The sequence below is a fragment of the Chryseobacterium arthrosphaerae genome, from assembly GCF_001684965.1.
Classification (GTDB): Bacteria; Bacteroidota; Bacteroidia; order Flavobacteriales; family Weeksellaceae; genus Chryseobacterium; species Chryseobacterium arthrosphaerae.
The window spans coordinates 2,826,534-2,845,387 of the sequence record NZ_MAYG01000001.1; the positions used below are offsets into that span (position 1 = coordinate 2,826,534).

General features: G+C 40.4%; 15 protein-coding genes. 10 read left to right on the forward strand and 5 right to left on the reverse strand.

All coding sequences use genetic code 11. The features are described 5' to 3' along the window. Window positions 1–353: 353 nt before the first annotated feature. Window positions 354–2,636 (reverse strand): catalase/peroxidase HPI, encoded by a 2,283-nt coding sequence (gene katG, locus BBI00_RS12745; protein ID WP_065399119.1) that lies wholly within the window; start codon window positions 2,634–2,636, stop codon window positions 354–356. Between the two features lie 407 nt (window positions 2,637–3,043). Here katG and BBI00_RS12750 point away from each other — a divergent pair, with 407 nt between their 5' ends. Together BBI00_RS12750 and BBI00_RS12755 are read left to right on the forward strand one after the other, a co-directional pair. After that, the gene (locus BBI00_RS12750; protein WP_065399120.1) at window positions 3,044–3,511 is read left to right on the forward strand and encodes a heme-binding domain-containing protein; all 468 of its coding nucleotides are present in this window, start codon (window positions 3,044–3,046) and stop codon (window positions 3,509–3,511) included. Between the two features lie 3 nt (window positions 3,512–3,514). Then, on the forward strand, window positions 3,515–3,925 hold the full coding sequence (locus BBI00_RS12755) for a thiol-disulfide oxidoreductase DCC family protein (protein ID WP_065399121.1): 411 nt from the start codon (window positions 3,515–3,517) through the stop codon (window positions 3,923–3,925). A gap of 166 nt (window positions 3,926–4,091) precedes the next feature. On the opposite strand, the gene BBI00_RS12760 is transcribed toward BBI00_RS12755, so the two are convergent. Then, a complete protein-coding gene (locus tag BBI00_RS12760) occupies window positions 4,092–5,531 on the reverse strand; it encodes an alpha-amylase (RefSeq protein ID WP_065399122.1) in 1,440 nt (479 codons plus the stop codon). A 187-nt stretch (window positions 5,532–5,718) separates the two neighbouring features. Here BBI00_RS12760 and BBI00_RS12765 point away from each other — a divergent pair, with 187 nt between their 5' ends. Both BBI00_RS12765 and murA read left to right on the forward strand, forming a co-directional pair. Continuing rightward, complete coding sequence (locus BBI00_RS12765; protein WP_065399123.1) at window positions 5,719–6,387, forward strand: DUF4290 domain-containing protein; 669 nt, start codon at window positions 5,719–5,721, stop codon at window positions 6,385–6,387. Continuing rightward, window positions 6,387–7,694, forward strand: a complete 1,308-nt coding sequence (gene murA, locus BBI00_RS12770) for a UDP-N-acetylglucosamine 1-carboxyvinyltransferase (protein ID WP_065399124.1) — start codon at window positions 6,387–6,389, stop codon at window positions 7,692–7,694. The genes BBI00_RS12765 and murA overlap by 1 nt, the downstream gene beginning before the upstream one ends. A gap of 232 nt (window positions 7,695–7,926) precedes the next feature. Here murA and BBI00_RS12775 read toward each other — a convergent pair whose 3' ends face one another. Next, complete coding sequence (locus tag BBI00_RS12775) at window positions 7,927–8,238, reverse strand: NIL domain-containing protein (RefSeq protein ID WP_065399125.1); 312 nt, start codon at window positions 8,236–8,238, stop codon at window positions 7,927–7,929. Window positions 8,239–8,395: 157 nt separating this feature from the next. Continuing rightward, on the reverse strand, window positions 8,396–9,064 hold the full coding sequence (locus BBI00_RS12780) for a YiiX/YebB-like N1pC/P60 family cysteine hydrolase (protein ID WP_083988495.1): 669 nt from the start codon (window positions 9,062–9,064) through the stop codon (window positions 8,396–8,398). Window positions 9,065–9,165: 101 nt separating this feature from the next. On the opposite strand from BBI00_RS12780, the gene BBI00_RS12785 reads away from it, so the two are divergent. Continuing rightward, entirely contained in the window at window positions 9,166–9,867 is a 702-nt protein-coding gene (locus tag BBI00_RS12785; protein WP_065399734.1) for a response regulator transcription factor, read from the forward strand. Window positions 9,868–9,874: 7 nt separating this feature from the next. Beyond that, window positions 9,875–11,242 carry a HAMP domain-containing sensor histidine kinase gene (locus BBI00_RS12790; protein WP_065399126.1) on the forward strand — a complete coding sequence of 456 codons (1,368 nt, stop codon included), beginning with the start codon at window positions 9,875–9,877 and terminating at the stop codon, window positions 11,240–11,242. Between the two features lie 263 nt (window positions 11,243–11,505). Here BBI00_RS12790 and BBI00_RS12795 read toward each other — a convergent pair whose 3' ends face one another. Then, window positions 11,506–12,357: an EamA family transporter gene (locus BBI00_RS12795; protein WP_065399127.1), complete on the reverse strand. Its 852-nt coding sequence runs from the start codon at window positions 12,355–12,357 to the stop codon at window positions 11,506–11,508. 402 nt (window positions 12,358–12,759) lie between these two features. Here BBI00_RS12795 and BBI00_RS12800 point away from each other — a divergent pair, with 402 nt between their 5' ends. Genes BBI00_RS12800 through BBI00_RS12815 form a run of 4 tightly spaced genes read left to right on the forward strand, consistent with a single transcriptional unit; the run spans window position 12,760 to window position 18,742 of the window. Continuing rightward, window positions 12,760–13,242: an MgtC/SapB family protein gene (locus BBI00_RS12800; RefSeq protein ID WP_065399128.1), complete on the forward strand. Its 483-nt coding sequence runs from the start codon at window positions 12,760–12,762 to the stop codon at window positions 13,240–13,242. A 4-nt stretch (window positions 13,243–13,246) separates the two neighbouring features. Continuing rightward, window positions 13,247–14,347 (forward strand): efflux RND transporter periplasmic adaptor subunit, encoded by a 1,101-nt coding sequence (locus BBI00_RS12805; RefSeq protein WP_065399129.1) that lies wholly within the window; start codon window positions 13,247–13,249, stop codon window positions 14,345–14,347. Window positions 14,348–14,373: 26 nt separating this feature from the next. Continuing rightward, window positions 14,374–17,484: an efflux RND transporter permease subunit gene (locus BBI00_RS12810; RefSeq protein WP_185116318.1), complete on the forward strand. Its 3,111-nt coding sequence runs from the start codon at window positions 14,374–14,376 to the stop codon at window positions 17,482–17,484. 22 nt (window positions 17,485–17,506) lie between these two features. Then, window positions 17,507–18,742, forward strand: a complete 1,236-nt coding sequence (locus BBI00_RS12815; protein WP_065399131.1) for a TolC family protein — start codon at window positions 17,507–17,509, stop codon at window positions 18,740–18,742. Window positions 18,743–18,854 lie beyond the last annotated feature (112 nt).

Here is an 18,854-nt window from a genome sequence, read left to right on the forward strand (position 1 = left end):
TAATACCAGTGCTTACACAAGCATTTACCGTATTTTCAGGTAACTACTTCAAACTCCCATATTCTTAATTGTAAGAGCATGGGAGTTTTTTTAAGTTTTAATTAAACAAATCTAATCGCAGCAAATACCAATAAATATACCTGCGTACTTTACTCCAATTCATATTTTTATTCCTGAAAAACAGAATCATCATGAATACGGAAAACCTCATAATTAAGACTTACGGGTTATTATTTTGATGAAGATATCATAATTATTTAAAGCTGATAATCCCTGATGTCCTTCTGATTTCTCTTCAGAAACAAAAAAAGACAGCACCACTGCTGTCTTTTACTATTTTTAAGATTACTTTATTAAGCCAGATCAAACCTGTCCAGATTCATCACCTTAGTCCATGCAGATACAAAGTCTTTTACAAATTTCCCTTGTGCATCGGCACTGCCATATACCTCAGCTACCACTCTCAGTTCAGAATTGGAACCGAAAACAAGATCAGCACGGGTAGCAGTCCATTTGGGCTGACCTGTTGTGCGATCACTTCCCATGTACAGTTCTTTATCTTCTGACATTGCTTTCCATTGGGTTCCCATATCAAGAAGGTTTACAAAGAAATCATTGGTAAGAGCTCCCGGGCGGCTGGTGAATACTCCATGTTTGGAACCGTCGAAATTGGTATCCAATGCACGCATTCCACCTACCAAAACCGTAAGTTCCGGTGCAGTAAGAGTCAATAGCTGAGCTTTATCAATCAGTAAAGATTCTGTAGATACTGTAAATCTTTTTTTCAGATAATTACGGAATCCGTCTGCAGCCGGCTCAAGATATCCCATAGACTCTATATCAGTCTGCTCCTGCGAAGCATCCATTCTTCCCGGCGCAAAAGGAACTTTCACTTCTTGGCCTGCATTTTTTGCTGCGGCTTCTACAGCTGCATTTCCTGCCAAAACAATCAGGTCTGCCAATGATATTTTTTTACTTCCGCCCTGAGTGCTGTTGAATTCCTGCTGAATGCCTTCCAGTACTCCCAGCACCTTTTGCAATTGTGGCGGGTTGTTTACTTCCCAGCTTCTTTGAGGTTCCAGTCTTATTCTGCTTCCGTTGGCTCCTCCTCTCTTATCACTGCCTCTGAAGGTAGAAGCTGAAGCCCAGGCTGTTGAAACCAATTCAGAAATGCCCAGTCCGGAATTCAGAACCTTCGCTTTCAGTGCATCAACGTCAGCCTCGTTCACCAGCTCATGATCCACTGCCGGAATCGGGTCCTGCCAAATCAATTCTTCCTGCGGAACATCCGGTCCGAGATAACGGGCACGGGGTCCCATATCCCTGTGGGTAAGTTTAAACCATGCTCTTGCAAAAGCATCTGCAAAGACATCAGGATTTTCGTAGAAATGTCTTGAAATTTTTTCGTAAACAGGATCCAGTCTCAGTGAAAGGTCTGTGGTAAGCATTGTAGGTTTATGTTTTTTTGAGGAATCAAAGGCGTCAGGAATGATTTCCGCTCCATCCTTTGCTACCCATTGATGGGCTCCGGCAGGGCTCTTGGTCAGTTCCCACTCGTTCTCAAAAAGATTTTTAAAGAAATAATTACTCCATTGCGTTGGAGTTTCTGTCCAGGTCACTTCCAATCCGCTGGAGATGGCATCTCTTCCGCTTCCTGATTTATAGCTGCTCGCCCATCCTAATCCCTGCTGTTCAATTCCAGCTCCTTCCGGTTCTTTGCCCACATGATCTGCAGGTCCTGCACCATGGGTTTTTCCAAAAGTATGTCCTCCGGCAATAAGGGCAACGGTTTCTTCATCGTTCATTGCCATACGTCCAAAAGTATCCCGGATATCTTTAGCTGCTGCAATAGGATCAGGATTTCCGTCCGGACCTTCAGGGTTTACATAGATTAATCCCATCTGTACTGCAGCAAGAGGATTTTCAAGATTTCTGGAATGAATATCACCATCTGCGTTATCATCTGTAGGAAGTACCGCTGCTTTCCCTTCTACTACCCCTTCTGAGCCATGAGCATACCTTATATCGCCTCCCAGCCATGTTTTTTCTGATCCCCAGTACACATCGGCATCCGGTTCCCAAACGTCTGCACGGCCGCCTGCAAATCCGAATGTTTTGAAGCCCATGGATTCAAGGGCAACATTTCCGGTAAGGATCAGAAGATCTGCCCAGGAAATATTTCTGCCGTACTTCTGTTTGATCGGCCACAATAATCTTCTTGCCTTATCAAGGCTTACGTTATCCGGCCAGCTGTTCAAAGGGGCAAAACGCTGTTGTCCTGCTCCTGCTCCTCCTCTTCCGTCTCCCACACGATAGGTACCGGCACTGTGCCATGCCATACGGATAAACAAAGGTCCGTAATGTCCGAAATCGGCCGGCCACCAGTCCTGCGAATCGGTCATCAATGCATGAAGGTCTCTTTTTACGGCTTCAAGATCAAGGCTTTCAAAAGCTTTGGCATAATCAAAATCTTTATCCATAGGATCAGACAGTGATGAATGCTGGCGCAGAAGATCTACTCTAAGCCGGTCAGGCCACCAATCCGAATTCTGTGTTCCTCCACCTGCAACGTTGTTCTTCTTCATTGTTCCGTTGTGAAACGGGCATTTGCTGATGTCATTCAAATCTTTTTCCATTGTCGTTTATTTTATTATTGATAATACAGTTTAAATTCTCTGTTGTAAGACTGTGACAAACCTACAACGTTTAGTCAATAAATACAATCTATTAATTTTTATTTCAACGATAGTTAAAAACTATAAACAAATATTTCCGACAGCATTAAGGCTAAGACATAATTGTGGTATTAAGTTAATCATTTTTCATATTAATTAAATCAAAAACAGCAATATACTCTCCTATTTAGAATAACTCAACGTAAGAAGATCTGCCATTGGAAGTTGCCCGTCTTTTGTAGTTTTATCCTAAAATAAAAAACAGCATTTACAGATCAATTCATTTTCCGTGTTTCTAACCTTATTCAATTTCAGTATTTTCTAAAAATAATTTACTTATCTTTATATAACATGAATTTATTCCTGCTATGAAAAAAATAATTGTTGTTCTGCTTGTTGCATTTGTCATCATCCAATTTTTCCCCATTGATAAGACTAACCCGGCTCCAACTCCCGGAATGGACTTTCTGAAGATTAAAGATACCCCGGAAAAAACGGCTAAGATCATCAGGACATCCTGCTATGACTGTCATTCCAATGAAACCATCTATCCATGGTATTCCAATATTTCTCCGGCATCATGGTGGGTAAAAAATCACATCAACGAAGGCAGAAAACATTTGAATTTCTCTACCTTTGCAGTATATGAACCTAAAAGACAGATTCATAAACTGGAAGAGTGCATAGAAATGGTGGAAAAAAAAGAAATGCCGCTTGAGTCTTATTATATAGGTCATCAGGACGCCAAACTCTCAGATGAGCAGCGTGCAGAACTTGTTCAATACTTTAAAAGGGTAAAAGAAGATACAGAAAGGAAGGTCAGACTTAATCAATAAATCATGGAAAGCTGGGAAAAAAAACATATCGTATTTTTTGATGGAGATTGCGGAGTCTGTAATTTCTGGGTTCAGTGGATCCTGGAAAGAGACAGGAAGGATCAGTTTATGTTTGCTTCATTACAGTCAGAATTCGGGCAGCAGTTTCTTTCTGAAAGAGGACTGAATACCCAAGAATTCAATACCATGTACCTATGGAAACCAGGACGGTATTACCTGATCAAATCACAGGCTGTATTAGCTATTGCCAATATATTAGGTGGTATTTATAAGCTTTCTGCTGTTGGAAAAATCTTACCGTCTTTCATCAGGGATAAGGCTTATGATATGATTTCAAGAAACCGGATGAAACTGGCCAATCAGAAATGTTATCTTCCGGATCAGCATCAGAAAAAGAAATTTATTCAGGTTTAATATCATTTCCCGCAGATCTGAAATAGGTCACAAATGTGTCTATTTTACAATAAATCTGCGAGAAATAGAATTATAAACTATAAAGTATAAGTTCTGAATCCATTCATTACTCATTACTCATTACTCATTACTCATTACTCATTACTCATTACTCATTGCTCATTACTTATTGATTCAGTGACCATACAGAATAGGAATTCGGAGCACATTGAATTTTCACCCACTTATCAGCCTGTGTTGTAGGATACCAGCTTGAGCTCCCTGTAAAATCTTTAACCTGCTGGCTTGCCCAATTGGTCTGAATCCATCTTTCCTGCCAGCTTGAGGAAGTATTGATGTAAACTACGAGTCCTGGATTTCCGTTATAGCCATTACGTCTTGCAATATATTCATCATTATCGGTATATAATATAGAAGTTGTTCCGGTGGCTTTATTATTATGAATCCAGATCAGATTATTCAGCCTTTCTTTATTCAGCCATTCTTCATAATCTCTGTAAAAGATGGTAGGGTATCCTTCATGGGTTAAAATGTAAGCATAGGCAGGCATTTTATTGTATATAATATCGGTATCATGATTGGCAACAAAGGTTACGGCTTTGTAAGGGTTTCTTTTCCACATCATATCATCATTCAGCACATTTAAGTTTCCGTTATCAAAAGCTTCATCCATTTTATAATAGGCAGCAAAATCAAATACGGAACTGTTGGCGTTATTGGCCCACCATTCAAGGGTATTCACATTGGAATCCCATAATTCTCCTACAGAAAACCCGCCGACTTTAGAGTTCCAGGTATTTACTACCCACGGTCCGAAGCCTTTTACATAATCAAACCTCCAGCCGTCAAATTTCATGACGTTTTTATAGTATTTGGCTACAGAATCATCTCTCCCCCACAGCCAGTCCTGTACATAAGGATTGGCATGACAAAGATCGGGAAAACCGCCGAAAGCCCCTTCATCATTATTTCCGTAAGCATTTTTATAGAAGTCATTATAGTTTCTTTTAAATTTACCGGAAGCTACCCCTGAAAAATTGGTCCAGGTATTGGTTCCTGTAAAAGGATTGGCCTCAGACTGTCCGCCACTGTTATGATTGATCACGATATCTGCATAGACCTGCATATTTTCAGCATGGGCTTTGGTAATCAGCGCCTCAAGCTCAGTTCTTGATCCGAAACGGGTTTCAACGCTTCCATTCTGGTTAAAGTCTCCGAAATCATAATAATCTGTAGGATCATACCCCATGGAATAAGCTCCGTTCTGTGCTTTTGAAGCAGGAGGAAGCCACACCGCACCGATTCCTGCATCAGACCAGGCTGTCAGCTTATCTTTCACGGTATTCCACCAGTTCCCGCCATCCGGAACATCCCAGTAAAATCCCTGCATAAGAACACTTCCACCCGGGCCGGCAACAAATTTACCCTGAACAGAACCGGATTCTTTACCGGTACTGAAAGGACGGCCGTCATGATTGGTGACATTTACAATCCTGTCATGTACTTCTTCCTTTTTAGAAGTTTCCGTAATCAGTTCATCATTGCTCTGACAAGAATTCGTTATTGCTAAAGCCAGTAAGGAAAGGAAAAAATATGTTTTTTTCATCGTAATAATTAATTATCAATTCATTAACCAAGTTACAATTTTATTGAAAACAAATTCAAATCAAAGGGAAATATTTTCATTTTAAATAATGATTCAACGGGAAAGCCATTTGAAATTTTCATTAAAAAATCATAAATTTTTAAGATTCCCGAAACAATTTTTCTATTAATCCATATATTTGCATACTATGGAATACAATACCCAAAAAACTCAGCTTCATATGCCGGAATATGGCAGAATTATACAACAGTTGGTTGAGCGCTGCAAAGAACTTCCTACCAAAGAGGAAAGGAACGAAATGGCTATGGCAATCATCGATTTTATGGGTCAGAGAAACCCGCAACTTCGTGACGAAGAAAATTATAAACATAAACTTTGGGACCATCTTTATATTCTGGCTAATTATGATTTGGATGTAGATTCTCCTTATCCTTTTCCAACGATGGAACAATTGGCAGAAAAACCTAAAAGAATGGAATATCCGAAACTTCAGGGTGACTTTAAGTTTTACGGAAAAAGTATTCTTCAATTGATAGAAAAAGCAATTGAACTTGAAACGGGTGACGAAAAAGAAGCCCTTATTGAGGTTATTGCCAACAATATGAAGAAGTCTTATAATGTCTATAATAAAGAACATGTGACGGATGATGTGATCTTCCGCCACCTGAAGGAACTTTCTGAAAACAGGTTGGATCTTACAGGAATTGATTCTCTTGAAAAAAGTAAGATCTATTATACCAATAATAACAACAGAAATAATAGCGGTAATAATAACCGGAACAACAACAATAATAACAAAAATCAGAACCAGCCTAACAAGAGAAGGCACAATAACAATCATAAAAACAGAAAATAATGAGTGGAACATTTCAAATAAGAGGAGGAAAAAGACTGCAGGGTGAAATAACTCCACAAGGAGCCAAAAATGAGGCTCTACAGATTTTATGTGCTGTTCTGTTGACCGATGAAGAAGTAAGGATTAAAAATATTCCTGATATTCACGATGTCAACAGGCTGATTGAAATCCTTGGAGATTTTGGCGTAAAAGTCACTAAGAACGGACAGGGAGATTATACCTTCAAAGCAGATCAGGTCAACTTTGATTATATCAAATCCAGCGAATTTAAAAAAGACGGAGCAAAGCTGCGTGGTTCCATCATGCTGATGGGTCCTATGCTGGCCCGTTACGGAGAAGCCTACATGCCGACTCCGGGAGGTGACAAAATCGGAAGAAGAAGACTGGACACCCACTTCCAGGGACTGGTAGAACTTGGCGCAGAATTCAATTATGACGAAGAGGAATATTTTTATTCTTTAAAGGCTACAGAACTGAGAGGAAAGTTTATTCTTCTGGAAGAAGCTTCTGTAACCGGAACAGCTAATATTGTAATGGCCGCCGCTCTTGCAAAAGGAAAAACAAGAATTTATAACGCTGCGTGTGAACCATACCTTCAGCAATTATGCAAAATGCTGAACAGAATGGGAGCGAATATTTCAGGAATAGGTTCTAACCTTCTTACCATTGAAGGAGTGGAATACCTCAGAGGAACAGAGCACACCATGCTTCCTGATATGGTAGAAATCGGATCTTGGATCGGTCTTGCCGCTATGACAAAATCTGAAATTACCATTAAGAATGTCAACTGGAACCAATTAGGGGTTATCCCGAACACATTCAGAAAATTAGGAATTCAGCTGGAGCAAAGTGGTGATGATATTTATATTCCTGCTCAGGAACATTATAAAATCCAGAAATTCATCGACGGTTCTATCCTTACCATTTCGGATGCTCCATGGCCTGGATTTACTCCGGACTTATTATCTATTATTCTGGTAGTAGCTACCCAGGCAAAAGGAAGTATTCTGGTACATCAGAAAATGTTTGAATCCAGATTGTTCTTTGTAGACAAGCTGATCGATATGGGAGCACAGATCATTTTATGTGATCCTCACAGAGCAACGGTAATCGGACTGAACCAGGAAGCTCCGTTAAGAGGAACAACAATGGTTTCCCCGGATATCAGAGCCGGAAATGCCCTTCTTATTGCAGCTCTTTCTGCGGAAGGAAAATCAATTATTCACAACATCGAACAGATCGACAGAGGATATGAAAATATCGACGGAAGGCTAAGAGCTATTGGTGCTGATATTGAAAGAATCTAAAAAATTATTTTTATTACGATAGAGCGTTCAGAGAAATCTGAGCGCTTTTTTTTAACCACCCCGTCAAATCTATAATTTTGACACCCCTCCTGAAGAGGGAAATTCTCACAGCTTCATTTGTAACTGCAGCCGGAATCAAAGATTTTCCATTGGATATTTTACTCTTTTTACGAAATAAAAAGTGCCCGGAAAAAACCGGACACTTTGGTAATTAAAACTATATGAATCTCACCTAAAAATACTTTCTGCAGGTATATTCCACCGAAGTACTGATAAGTTTATTTTTATTCAGATAGAACTCAAGCTGCTGAAAATCTTCTGAATTGACATTAATGTATAATTGCACGGTTCCAAAGCTGTAGCCGTTGACGTATTCTATATTAGCAGACAACACTCTATGGCAGATACCCAATTGATTGTAGATCGTATTCATCAAATGTTCAAATTTCATTTTGCCATTCAGTTCTATTTCCAGGATCAGTTCTTTTTTAGGCAGGTTCAGTTTATTTTGCAAAACCTGCAGGCCGGGATTCAGTGTAATCATTGCTAAACATTTTTGGATTAAACATTTTCAGATCGTCTTGCTCTCTGCATTAAATCTGTGACAAAAATATAAAAAAATATTAGTCCACCAAATTAGTAGACTAATATTTTTTAAAATTTAACAAAAAAAGAAGCTTTATCAGCTTCTCTTTTATTTTTTACAATACTTTTACTCTTTCCAATTTATCAGAACCTGCCAGTCCATTGGGGTTACATCCCGGTTCTCCTTCAGGTACTTTTACATTTTTCTTCTTATAAAATTCTTCCCAGAATGTATTGGTTTTTCCGGTCTTCGGATCAATGAAGGTCATCGGTTCCAGTTTAAAAACAGATTCATCCCTGAAAGCTCTCTCGATGAAGTCTGAGCAGTAATATGAATTTTCATCCAGAATATAATTGAAATTATAAGGCTTACCCAACATTGAATTTGCCTTTTCAAGTGCTTTCGGGATGGCTTTCTGATATTCCGGTTTTAAGCGGTATACCACAACATTTTGTCCGTCCGTCTTCTGATCTTCTATAAAATCTTTAAAATCTTGTTTCTGAGAGCCTCCTTTGGGAGCTGCATGCAGTACAAACATCTTATTTCCTTCTTTTTCCAAGATCCCGATATGATCAAAAGAAGCTGTTTTCTGTTTCTGAGTCACATTATTAATGGCTCCAGACAGTCCTGTTTCCTTTGCAGTAACAAAAAGCAGATCTCCATTTTTAAGTGAGCCTGTCCCGGAAGAAACACAATGTACCAGAAGGGTCATGAGAAGAAATAGAATTCCGGCTGTTGCAGCTTTTTTTATTTTTTTCTTAAAAGATATTTTAGATTCTGCCATCTGATTGTTTTGTTCTGCATCAAAATTACAAAATAGAATTTATTACATTTGTGATGAGTATTGAGCTATTCTATATATCAACCAAACATTCCAACATTCTTATGCCACACATTTTACTCGTGGAAGACGACAACAGGCTTTCCCAATTGATCACAAAAGGGCTTCAGGAATCTGAATTTGAAGTGACGGCAGCCTACGATGGAATGACAGGTCTCAAACTGGTTCTGCAAAAGAATTTTGATCTCGTAGTGACAGACATTGTACTTCCCGGAAAAGACGGTCTTGAATTCTGTACTGAAATAAAGGCTTTAAAACCCAATCTTCCTGTGGTAATGCTTACCGCTCTTGGAACCACTGATGATAAGCTGGAAGGATTTGATGCCGGGGCCGATGATTATATGACCAAACCTTTTGAAATGCGTGAACTGACCGCCAGGATCAGAGTACTTCTGAAACGTTTTTCGCATCAGCCACAGCAAAAAGTCTCTGTAATCAGATATGAAGGGATTGAAATGAATCTGGAACAGAAAACCGCCAGCCGGGATCAGGTACCCGTTAAACTCACTCCCAAAGAATTCAATCTATTGAAATTCATGCTCGAAAATTCCGAAAGAGTACTTTCCCGGAGCGAAATTGCAGAAAAGGTATGGGACACTCATTTTGATACCGGAACCAACTTTATAGATGTATATATCAATTATCTCCGAAAGAAAATAGATAAGGATTTTGAGAATAAACTGATCCATACCAAAGCAGGAATGGGCTTTATTTTAAAAAAAGGGTACGAAGAACACCAGCAATAGTATTAATATGAAAGTCAGAACAAGGCTTACTTTACTCTTTACTTCTGTCACAGCAATGCTGATGGTATGTTACGGTATTGCCGTCTATTATTCTTCTGCCGAAGCACGGGAAAATTCATTTTATGCCCAGCTCAGCAATGAAGCGGTAGCCAAAGCCAATCTTTTTTTCCAGAGCACGCTGAGTGAAAAAGAAATGCACCGCCTGTACAAAAACAATACAAAAACCCTCAACGAAGTTCAGGTTGCTATTTATGATCCGGGATTCAACCTCATCTATCACGATGATTCAAAGGTGGATTATGTAAAAGAAGATGCAGAAATGCTTTCCGGTATTTTGAAAAAGAAAGAGATCAGTTTTTTGCTGGATGACCTTCAGGCCATCGGAATGGTTTATCCCCACAACGGAAAAGAATATATCGTAACAGCCGCAGGCTATGACCAATACGGATACCGCTCGATCAGCCATCTGCTGACTATCAGCATCATTGCTTTCATCAGTATTCTGATCCTGACCTATCTTGTGGGAATTTTTCTTTCTAAAAAAGCATTAAGCCCCCTGAGTGAAATGGTAAATCAGATCAGGAAAATTACGGCAGGAAAATTACAGCTCCGATTAAAAACAACCAAAGAAAAAGATGAACTGAATGAACTTGCCCAAAGTTTCAACGGTATGCTGGAAAGACTGGAAAATTCTTTTGATTCCCAAAAACACTTTGTCTCCAACATTTCCCATGAACTTCGTACCCCGCTGTCTGCGATCATTACAGAACTTGAACTGGCTTCAGAAAAGGAGCTTAGTCAGGATCAATATCAGCAGACCATCAGCAATGCACTGGATGATGCCCGTAATATGGCAAAACTTTCCAACAGCCTGATGGACCTCGCCAAGGCAAGCTATGACCCTAATGAAATCAGCTTTTATGACGTAAGGCTTGACGAAGTTCTCCTGGAATCTTACGCAAAGATTACAAAAGAAAATCCGGGATATAAAGTCAGCCTGAATATTGAAAATTCTGTTGATGAAGATCTGCTGGTTATTCAGGGAAATGAATACCTGCTGAAGGTGGCCTTTAATAATCTCATTGACAATGCCTGTAAATATTCACCGGAACATGTGTGCTCCATCGATGTTGAAGCAGTTATGGGAAAACTCCATATCCGCTTTACCAATACAGGTATTATGATATCACATGAAGACTTACAGCATATTTTTGAACCGTTTTACCGAAGTGAAACCTCCAAAAAAGAAAAAGGATACGGAATAGGGCTTTTCCTTACAGAAAAAATTATTCACCTTCATCATGCAGCCATCAAAGTAAGCTCTGAAAATAATAAAACCGTTTTTACCGTGATATTTGATCCTGAAAAGGCTTGAGCTTTTTGAACTATATTTTTTAAACCCTTAAGGAACATTAACGCAAATGCGATAACAATCAATTAATTTTCAATGATTTAATATCGATTTAAAATCAAAAGCCATGTTTTAAGAGGAAGCAGGAAGTTATGAAACCCATAAAGAATTATAAGGCTCAGTATCTAATGATTGTTTTACAATGATCATAATACTAAAGTAGCTCAAGCTTTTTTCTTCCAGCTTCCAGCCTATTGCTATAACCCCAATTCAATTTATCAATAGTTTTAATCTCCTGAAACTTTGCTGAAAACAGTTGTTCCAATGCTGGCCGCTATCACACACGCAATCGAAATCCATTGTAAGAAAGTAAGTTCTTCAGCAAGAAATACCAGCCCGGAAAGAGCTGCAAATGCAGGTTCAAGGCTCATCAGGATACTGAAAGTCTTTGCAGGAAGCCTTTTCAGTGCCATAATTTCCAGAGAAAACGGCAAAGCACTCGATAGAATGGCTACCCCCAGACCTTTCACGAAAATAGCCGGAGTAAGATTAAATACCGCTCCATCCCATATGGTAAAGGGTATAATGACCAAACTTGCAAACAGCATTCCTGTAGTAACAGCATCTTTCCCATCCATTATTTTAGAAACTTTTCCGCCCATGACAATATATACTGCCCAGAACACGCCAGCCAGAAATGCCAGCCCTAATCCCACCAGATCTATGTGATCACTTTTCCAGGGTACAATAAGCAAAATCCCGACACAGGCCAACAGCGCCCACACAACATCCAACAATTTACGGGATAAAGCCAATGCCAGGAATAGAGGTCCTGCGAATTCTACAGTAACCGCCAATCCCAAAGGAATACGCTGAATCGCCATATAAAAGATAAGATTCATGGCAGCCAGACCAATACCGTACATTGCACAATACTTCCATTTCTGTTTCGTAAACGTTAAAAATTTCGGACGGTTGATGATCGTAAGTAAAATGGCAGAGAGTACAATTCTTAAGGTCACGGTACCAATAGCTCCGATAGCCGGAAAAAGCTGTTTGGCGATCGAAGCTCCCCCCTGTACACAGATAATAGCCAGCAGCGTTGCAGGTATCGCTATATTGATATTTGATTTTTTCATTGGTAAAATATATAATTCAAAAAGGGTTTGGAGGGAAATTTCCGGGTTTAAACAAGCTCTTATTTATATGACAGACTGTGAAATTCATCATACAAAAAAACAGCCTCCAAATGTATTGAAATTTTATCTCTTACCATGGGTACAGTTTACACATATTAATTGGATATAATAAATAATTATTCCTTGCGGAATCATCTAAAAAACAAAGGAATTTTCTCTAATGATTTTCTAATAACATTCTAAAGCTTTTCTAACGGTAAAAAAAAGCCTTCATTTCTACTTTTGCACAGTAAAAAATAAAGCATATGGACTCAGATCCTTACAGTAATTATCAATCTTAAAAGCTTTCGTTGTACAACTTTTCCCGTACAGCTGAAAAGCTTTGTAAAAACAGGAAAAGTTATGAATACATTTGAATTTACCCTCCGTTTACTCACAGCCTTCTGCTTAGGTGCAGGGATAGGCTTTGAAAGACAATGGCGCAAAAAAAATGCAGGACTGCGTACCAATACCCTCGTTTGTATCGGTTCCGCAGCTTTCGTTTTGATTGCTATTAAAATTGGTGGTGATGCTGCCGGGAGAATTACATCTTATATCGTCAGTGGCATCGGATTTCTGGGTGGCGGCGTGATTATGAAAGACGGCTTAACCGTCCGTGGACTGAATACAGCTGCTACTTTATGGTGTTCTGCTGCTATAGGTGCTTTGTGTGCATTAGGGTACTCTATGGAAGCTCTCATTACCGTCTTATTTATCATTTCCACCAATATATTTCTCAGACCTTCTTTATCTGCTCAAAAAAATGCCCGGAACCAAAAACTGGTCACCGTGAAGAAAAAGAACAATACAAAAACAAAAATCAGCAACAGCACTCAATTTTATTAAGATCATGAAAAAAATAATCTTAAGCATTATCATTCTCTTTACAACAGCCTGTAAAGATGATTCGTCAAAAAAAGATCATGCAGAGGAACTCACCCTCAAAAACGGACAGGTGATCATTCCGGAAAAACATCCTGCCTTCCAAAAAATCAAAACTGAAACGGTTGCTGAGCAGGAACACAGTGATGGTATTGTTTCTGCTGGTACGATTCAGGCGATCCCTAATCATTATGCTGAAATTGCCAGCCCTTTTTCAGGAAGAATTACCAGATCCTTTATACAGCTTGGGCAGAATGTTTCAGCCGGCAGTCCTCTTTTTGAAATTCTGTCTTCCGATTACTTTTCGGTCCAGAAAGATTACACAGATGCATTGAATGATGTACAGCTTGCAGAGAAAAATTACAGACGCCAGCAGGATCTGGTAAAGCACGGTGTAGGAATTCAGAAAGAACTGGACGAATCAGAAACGGATTTTAAAAATAAAAAAACATCATTGTCCAATGCTGCATCAGCCTTAAAAGTATACAACAGTAAAGGAGGAGGCATAGGAAGTCCGCTTATTGTAAGAGCACCGATCAGCGGGGAGATCATTTCCAATACCATTGTAAACGGTCAATACCTGAGAAATGATGCTGATCCGGTGATCATCATTGCAGAACTGTCCAAAGTATGGATCTCCGGGGATGTGAAAGAAAAAGACATCCGTTTTGTCAATACCGGTGATCACGTATCGGTAAAAGTAAGTGCATATCCGGACCGGAATATTACCGGAAAAGTATATCACATCAATGAAATTGTGGATGAGAACACCCGAAGTATAAAAGTCCTTATCGAATGTGATAATCCGGACAGAAGATTAAAGCCCGGAATGTATGCTACCGTCAGTTTTTCTACCCTTCCGGAGAAAGCCATCATGATCCCGGTCACTGCTCTGATGCAGAATGACAGTTCACAGTATGTATGGGTAAAAACAGGAAAAAATCAATTTGTCAGACGCCCGGTTACCACAGGAGAAACAGATCAGAAAACAACAAGGGTACTTTCCGGATTAAAAGCCGGGGAAACCATTATGACCGAAGGCGGAATTTATATGCTGGATGCAAAATAATGTAACTCTTTACCTCAAGAAAAATTATGAAACAATTACTTACACTCTCTATACAGAAGAGATGGCTGATGCTCGCACTCTTCCTTTTACTGGGATTCTTCGGATATTATTCCTGGACCAGACTATCAGTAGAAGCCTATCCCGATATTGCCGATGTCACATCACAGGTAGTGACACAGGTTCCGGGACTGGCAGCTGAAGAAGTAGAACAACAGATCACAATTCCCCTGGAACGTTCACTGAACGGGCTTCCCGGAATGCATGTGATGCGGAGCAAAAGTACTTTCGGGCTCTCCATGATCACTATAGTCTTTGATGACGGAATTGACGATTACTGGGCCAGACAGCGCATTCAGGAAAGATTATCTGATGTCACCCTGCCCTATGGTGCACAGCCGGGGCTTGATCCCCTCACCTCTCCTATCGGCGAAGTATACCGGTACATTATTGAAAGCAATACCCACAGCCTGCGGGAGCTCACGGATTTACAGAAATTCGTTATTATTCCCCGGATCAAACAGGTTTCAGGGATCGCAGATGTTACCAACTTCGGAGGTATTACCACTCAGTTCCAGGTGGAGCTTGATCCTCACAAGCTGGAGCAATATGGACTTTCTTTATCTGAAGTGACCGAAACCATTTCCAAAAATAATGTCAGCGCAGGAGGAAGTATGCTCCCACGGGGAAATTTAGCTTATGTTATTCGTGGAATCGGATTGGTAAAAGATCTGGATGACCTTGGAAAAATTGTAGTAAAAACCGAACATGGGGTTCCTGTTTTCCTGAATGATGTAGGAACATTAAAATACGGAAACCTTGAAAGAAAAGGAATCCTGGGATATACTGACAGAAAGCGTAATTACGCTGAAAGTGTAGAAGGAATCGTGCTTCTGCTCCGGGGACAAAATCCTTCGCAGGTATTGGAAGGCGTTCATGCAGCCGTTGATGAGTTGAATAATGAAATTCTTCCTCCGGGAGTAAAAATCCATCCTTTCCTGGACAGAACTGATCTTGTAAAAACAACACTGACCACGGTTTCCCATACGCTTACCGAAGGTATTGTACTTGTAATTATTGTACTGATCGTATTTCTCGGCAGCTGGCGGGGTGCATTACTGGTAGCGGTAACGATTCCGCTTTCTTTACTCTTTGCCTTTATCTTAATGCATATTACCAATATACCCGCCAATCTTCTGTCGCTTGGAGCCATTGATTTCGGAATTATTGTGGATGGAGCCATTGTAATGCTGGAAACCATTCTGAAAAAAAGAGAAGAAGATCAGGAAGAGACATTGGAGGAAAAAACCATTACCCAAAGGGTGATTGAAGTAGCCAAACCGATTTTCTTTTCCACCATTATCATTATTACCGCTTATCTTCCCTTATTTGCTTTTGAAAGAGTGGAAAAAAAATTATTTACTCCTATGGCGTTTACAGTAGGTTATGCTTTATTAGGGGCATTGGCTGTCGCATTACTTCTGATTCCGGGGCTGGCCTATGTGATTTACCGCAAACCACAGAAAATTTATCACAATAAATGGCTTGAAAAGATCAGCTATGCCTACGGAAGAAGAATTGATAAAATCATGCAGGCCCCTAAAAAAGTGATATTGCCTGTAAGCATTGTTCTGTTGTCCGCCGGAATCCTGTCCTATACCGTAGGAAAAGACTTTCTTCCGGAGCTGGACGAAGGTTCCATCTGGCTTCAGGTACAGCTTCCGCCTGGAATTTCACTGGCCAAAGCAAAAGAAATGAGTGATACGCTGCGGGCCAGAACGTTAAAACATTCCGAAGTTACTTATATGATGGTACAGGCAGGCCGTAATGATGATGGTACAGACCCATGGACGGCTTCTCACTTTGAAGTTTCCGTAGGAATAAAACCCTACAGTGAATGGCCTTCCGGAAAGACAAAGGCAGACCTCATCAGAGAACTGGCAGCTGATTATAAGGAAATGCCGGGATTCACCGTTGGATTTTCACAGCCGATGATTGATGGGGTAATGGACAAAATCTCCGGTGCCCACAGTGAACTGGTGGTAAAAGTATATGGTGAAGATTTTAAAGAGACCAGAAGAATTGCTGAAAATATTTTATCCACATTAAATAAGATTCCGGGATCAGCAGATCTTGCCATTGATCAGGAACCGCCATTACCCCAACTGCAGATCATTGCCAACAGGGACAAAATTGCACAGTACGGACTGAATGTTGCAGATGTTGCAGACCTTATTGAAGTTGCTTTAGGCGGAAAGGCTATTTCCCAGATATTTATAGGTAATAAAGTCTATGATATTTCCTGCCGGTACACCGAAGACAGCCGGAATACTCCCGATAAAATCGGAAACCTGATGCTGACTTCAGCTACCGGAGCTAAAATTCCTTTATCCCAGGTGGCAGAAGTAAAATTAAGTACCGGAGAAAGTACCATTACCCGTGAAATGAATAAACGTCACCTTACCGTAAAGTTGAATTTAAGGGGTACCGATCTTTCTTCTTTCCTGAAAACAGCTCAGGATAAAATAGAAAAAGAAATCAGGTATGACCACGAAAAATACCAGATTAAATGGGGAGGTCAGTTTGAAAACCAAAACAGAGCTTATTCAAGGTTGGCATTTATTGTTCCGCTGGCCCTGGCTGTTATGTTCCTGTTATTGTACGGAGCGTTCGGTAACTTCAGGCAGGCTTTGGTACTGATGTCTGTTGTACCACTGGCTTTGTTCGGAGGCATGCTGGCACTCAATACCCGTGGAATGTCCCTGAATGTATCTTCTGCCGTAGGTTTTATTGCCTTATTCGGAGTAGCCATCCAGAACGGGGTGATCATGATCTCCCATATCAATGATCTTCGCAGGAAAGGATATGACCTGAAGCCTGCCGTCATCAAAGGAGCACAGGATCGTTTCAGGCCGGTACTGATGACTGCCACGGTTGCTGTCATCGGATTATTCCCGGCATCACTGGCTACAGGAATCGGTTCAGACGTACAGCGGCCTCTCGCAACGGTAATTGTTTACGGACTGATGTTCTCTACTATTTTAACCCTTTTTGTGCTTCCGGCCATTTATTTCATGGCTGAGCGCAGCAACAAAAAACAAAATTCGGAATCAGATGAAGCACCTACAGATCACATTTAACGCCTGCTTTATTTTAATAGTTATGGTATTACCTGGCATGACAGGTACTCTAAAAGCGCAGGAAAAAGAACTTTTATCTTTTGAAGAATATCTGAGCCTTGTCGGAAATAAAAACCTCAGCTATGCTTCCCGGAAATATAATGTAAGTATAGCTGAAGCGGCCATCCAGACTGCAGGTATGTTTCCTGATCCGCAACTGGAAGTGGAAACCAGCAACAACGGAGTGAATAAAAATATGGGCTATGTCTACGGAACCTCCATTGGCTGGACGCTGGAACTGGGCGGAAAAAGGAAAGCCAGAATAAATCTTGCCAAAAATCAGTCGGAGCTCAGTAAAATACAGCTGCAGGATTTCTTCAGAAACCTTCGGGCAGATGCAAGTTTAGGATATATTGATGCTTTACGGTCCAAAGCTATGCTGGAAGTACAGCAGGATTCGTATCAAAACATTCTGCAGCTGGCAAAATCAGACAGCATCCGGTACAGGCTGGGAACAATATCTCTGGTAACCTCAAAGCAGAGCAAATTAGAGGCTGCTTCTCTTCTGAACGAAGTATATCAGGCTGAAAGTGCCGAACAACAGTCTCTGACCAATTTGGCTGTATTTCTTAGCGATCACCGGTTTACCGGCAGAAATGTGGATGGGGACTTTAATGCTTTCAACAGAGATTTTAACATTGATGACCTTATTCTGCAGGCGTTGAATGAGCGTGCAGATTTACTGGCAGCTAAACAAAACACACAGGTTGCCAAAAGCCAGATCAGTCTTGAAAAGGCCAACCGTGTGCTGGATTTAGGCATCAGTGCCGGAGCAGAGCACCACACCGAAGCCACGAATGAAATTGCTCCTTCCCCTACCGTAAATGCTGTAAAGTTAGGATTCAGTATTCCCCTTAAATTTTCAAACAGAAGAAATGCAGGGCTGAAAATCGCTGAAATGGCTCATTCACAGGCCGAAGTAGAATATCAGCAGATTGAACAGGGAATACAGGCTGAGGTCATGCAGGCTTATCAGCAATATTCAGCAACCCAGAAGCAGGTGAAGCAGTTTCACAATGGTATGCTCACAGAAGCTAAAAGCATCCTGGAAGGAATTACTTACAGCTACAAACGGGGGGAAAGTTCCATTCTGGAAGTTCTGAGTGCCCAGAGAACCTACAACGGAATAAGAAAAGACTACTATCAGGCACTTGCGGATAATGCGGCAGCCCTCATAGAGCTGGAGCGCAGGGTGGGAATCTGGGATATTCAGTTTTAGGAGGAAAGATGCAGACTGGAAGCTATTTGAAGTCGGAAAATCACTGTATGTCAATAATCAAATCTAATTCAGATTATCGTTTTAATATAAAGCGAAAATCTCCCCCCTTCAA

What these genes read in the sequence shown, in the direction of transcription:
- katG (WP_065399119.1), bottom strand. Translation starts at nt 2,636, where the DNA reads ATGGAAAAAGATTTGAATGACATCAGCAAATGCCCGTTTCACAACGGA.
- BBI00_RS12750 (WP_065399120.1), top strand. Translation starts at nt 3,044, where the DNA reads ATGAAAAAAATAATTGTTGTTCTGCTTGTTGCATTTGTCATCATCCAA.
- BBI00_RS12755 (WP_065399121.1), top strand. Translation starts at nt 3,515, where the DNA reads ATGGAAAGCTGGGAAAAAAAACATATCGTATTTTTTGATGGAGATTGC.
- BBI00_RS12760 (WP_065399122.1), bottom strand. Translation starts at nt 5,531, where the DNA reads ATGAAAAAAACATATTTTTTCCTTTCCTTACTGGCTTTAGCAATAACG.
- BBI00_RS12765 (WP_065399123.1), top strand. Translation starts at nt 5,719, where the DNA reads ATGGAATACAATACCCAAAAAACTCAGCTTCATATGCCGGAATATGGC.
- murA (WP_065399124.1), top strand. Translation starts at nt 6,387, where the DNA reads ATGAGTGGAACATTTCAAATAAGAGGAGGAAAAAGACTGCAGGGTGAA.
- BBI00_RS12775 (WP_065399125.1), bottom strand. Translation starts at nt 8,238, where the DNA reads ATGATTACACTGAATCCCGGCCTGCAGGTTTTGCAAAATAAACTGAAC.
- BBI00_RS12780 (WP_083988495.1), bottom strand. Translation starts at nt 9,064, where the DNA reads ATGGCAGAATCTAAAATATCTTTTAAGAAAAAAATAAAAAAAGCTGCA.
- BBI00_RS12785 (WP_065399734.1), top strand. Translation starts at nt 9,166, where the DNA reads ATGCCACACATTTTACTCGTGGAAGACGACAACAGGCTTTCCCAATTG.
- BBI00_RS12790 (WP_065399126.1), top strand. Translation starts at nt 9,875, where the DNA reads ATGAAAGTCAGAACAAGGCTTACTTTACTCTTTACTTCTGTCACAGCA.
- BBI00_RS12795 (WP_065399127.1), bottom strand. Translation starts at nt 12,357, where the DNA reads ATGAAAAAATCAAATATCAATATAGCGATACCTGCAACGCTGCTGGCT.
- BBI00_RS12800 (WP_065399128.1), top strand. Translation starts at nt 12,760, where the DNA reads ATGAATACATTTGAATTTACCCTCCGTTTACTCACAGCCTTCTGCTTA.
- BBI00_RS12805 (WP_065399129.1), top strand. Translation starts at nt 13,247, where the DNA reads ATGAAAAAAATAATCTTAAGCATTATCATTCTCTTTACAACAGCCTGT.
- BBI00_RS12810 (WP_185116318.1), top strand. Translation starts at nt 14,374, where the DNA reads ATGAAACAATTACTTACACTCTCTATACAGAAGAGATGGCTGATGCTC.
- BBI00_RS12815 (WP_065399131.1), top strand. Translation starts at nt 17,507, where the DNA reads ATGGTATTACCTGGCATGACAGGTACTCTAAAAGCGCAGGAAAAAGAA.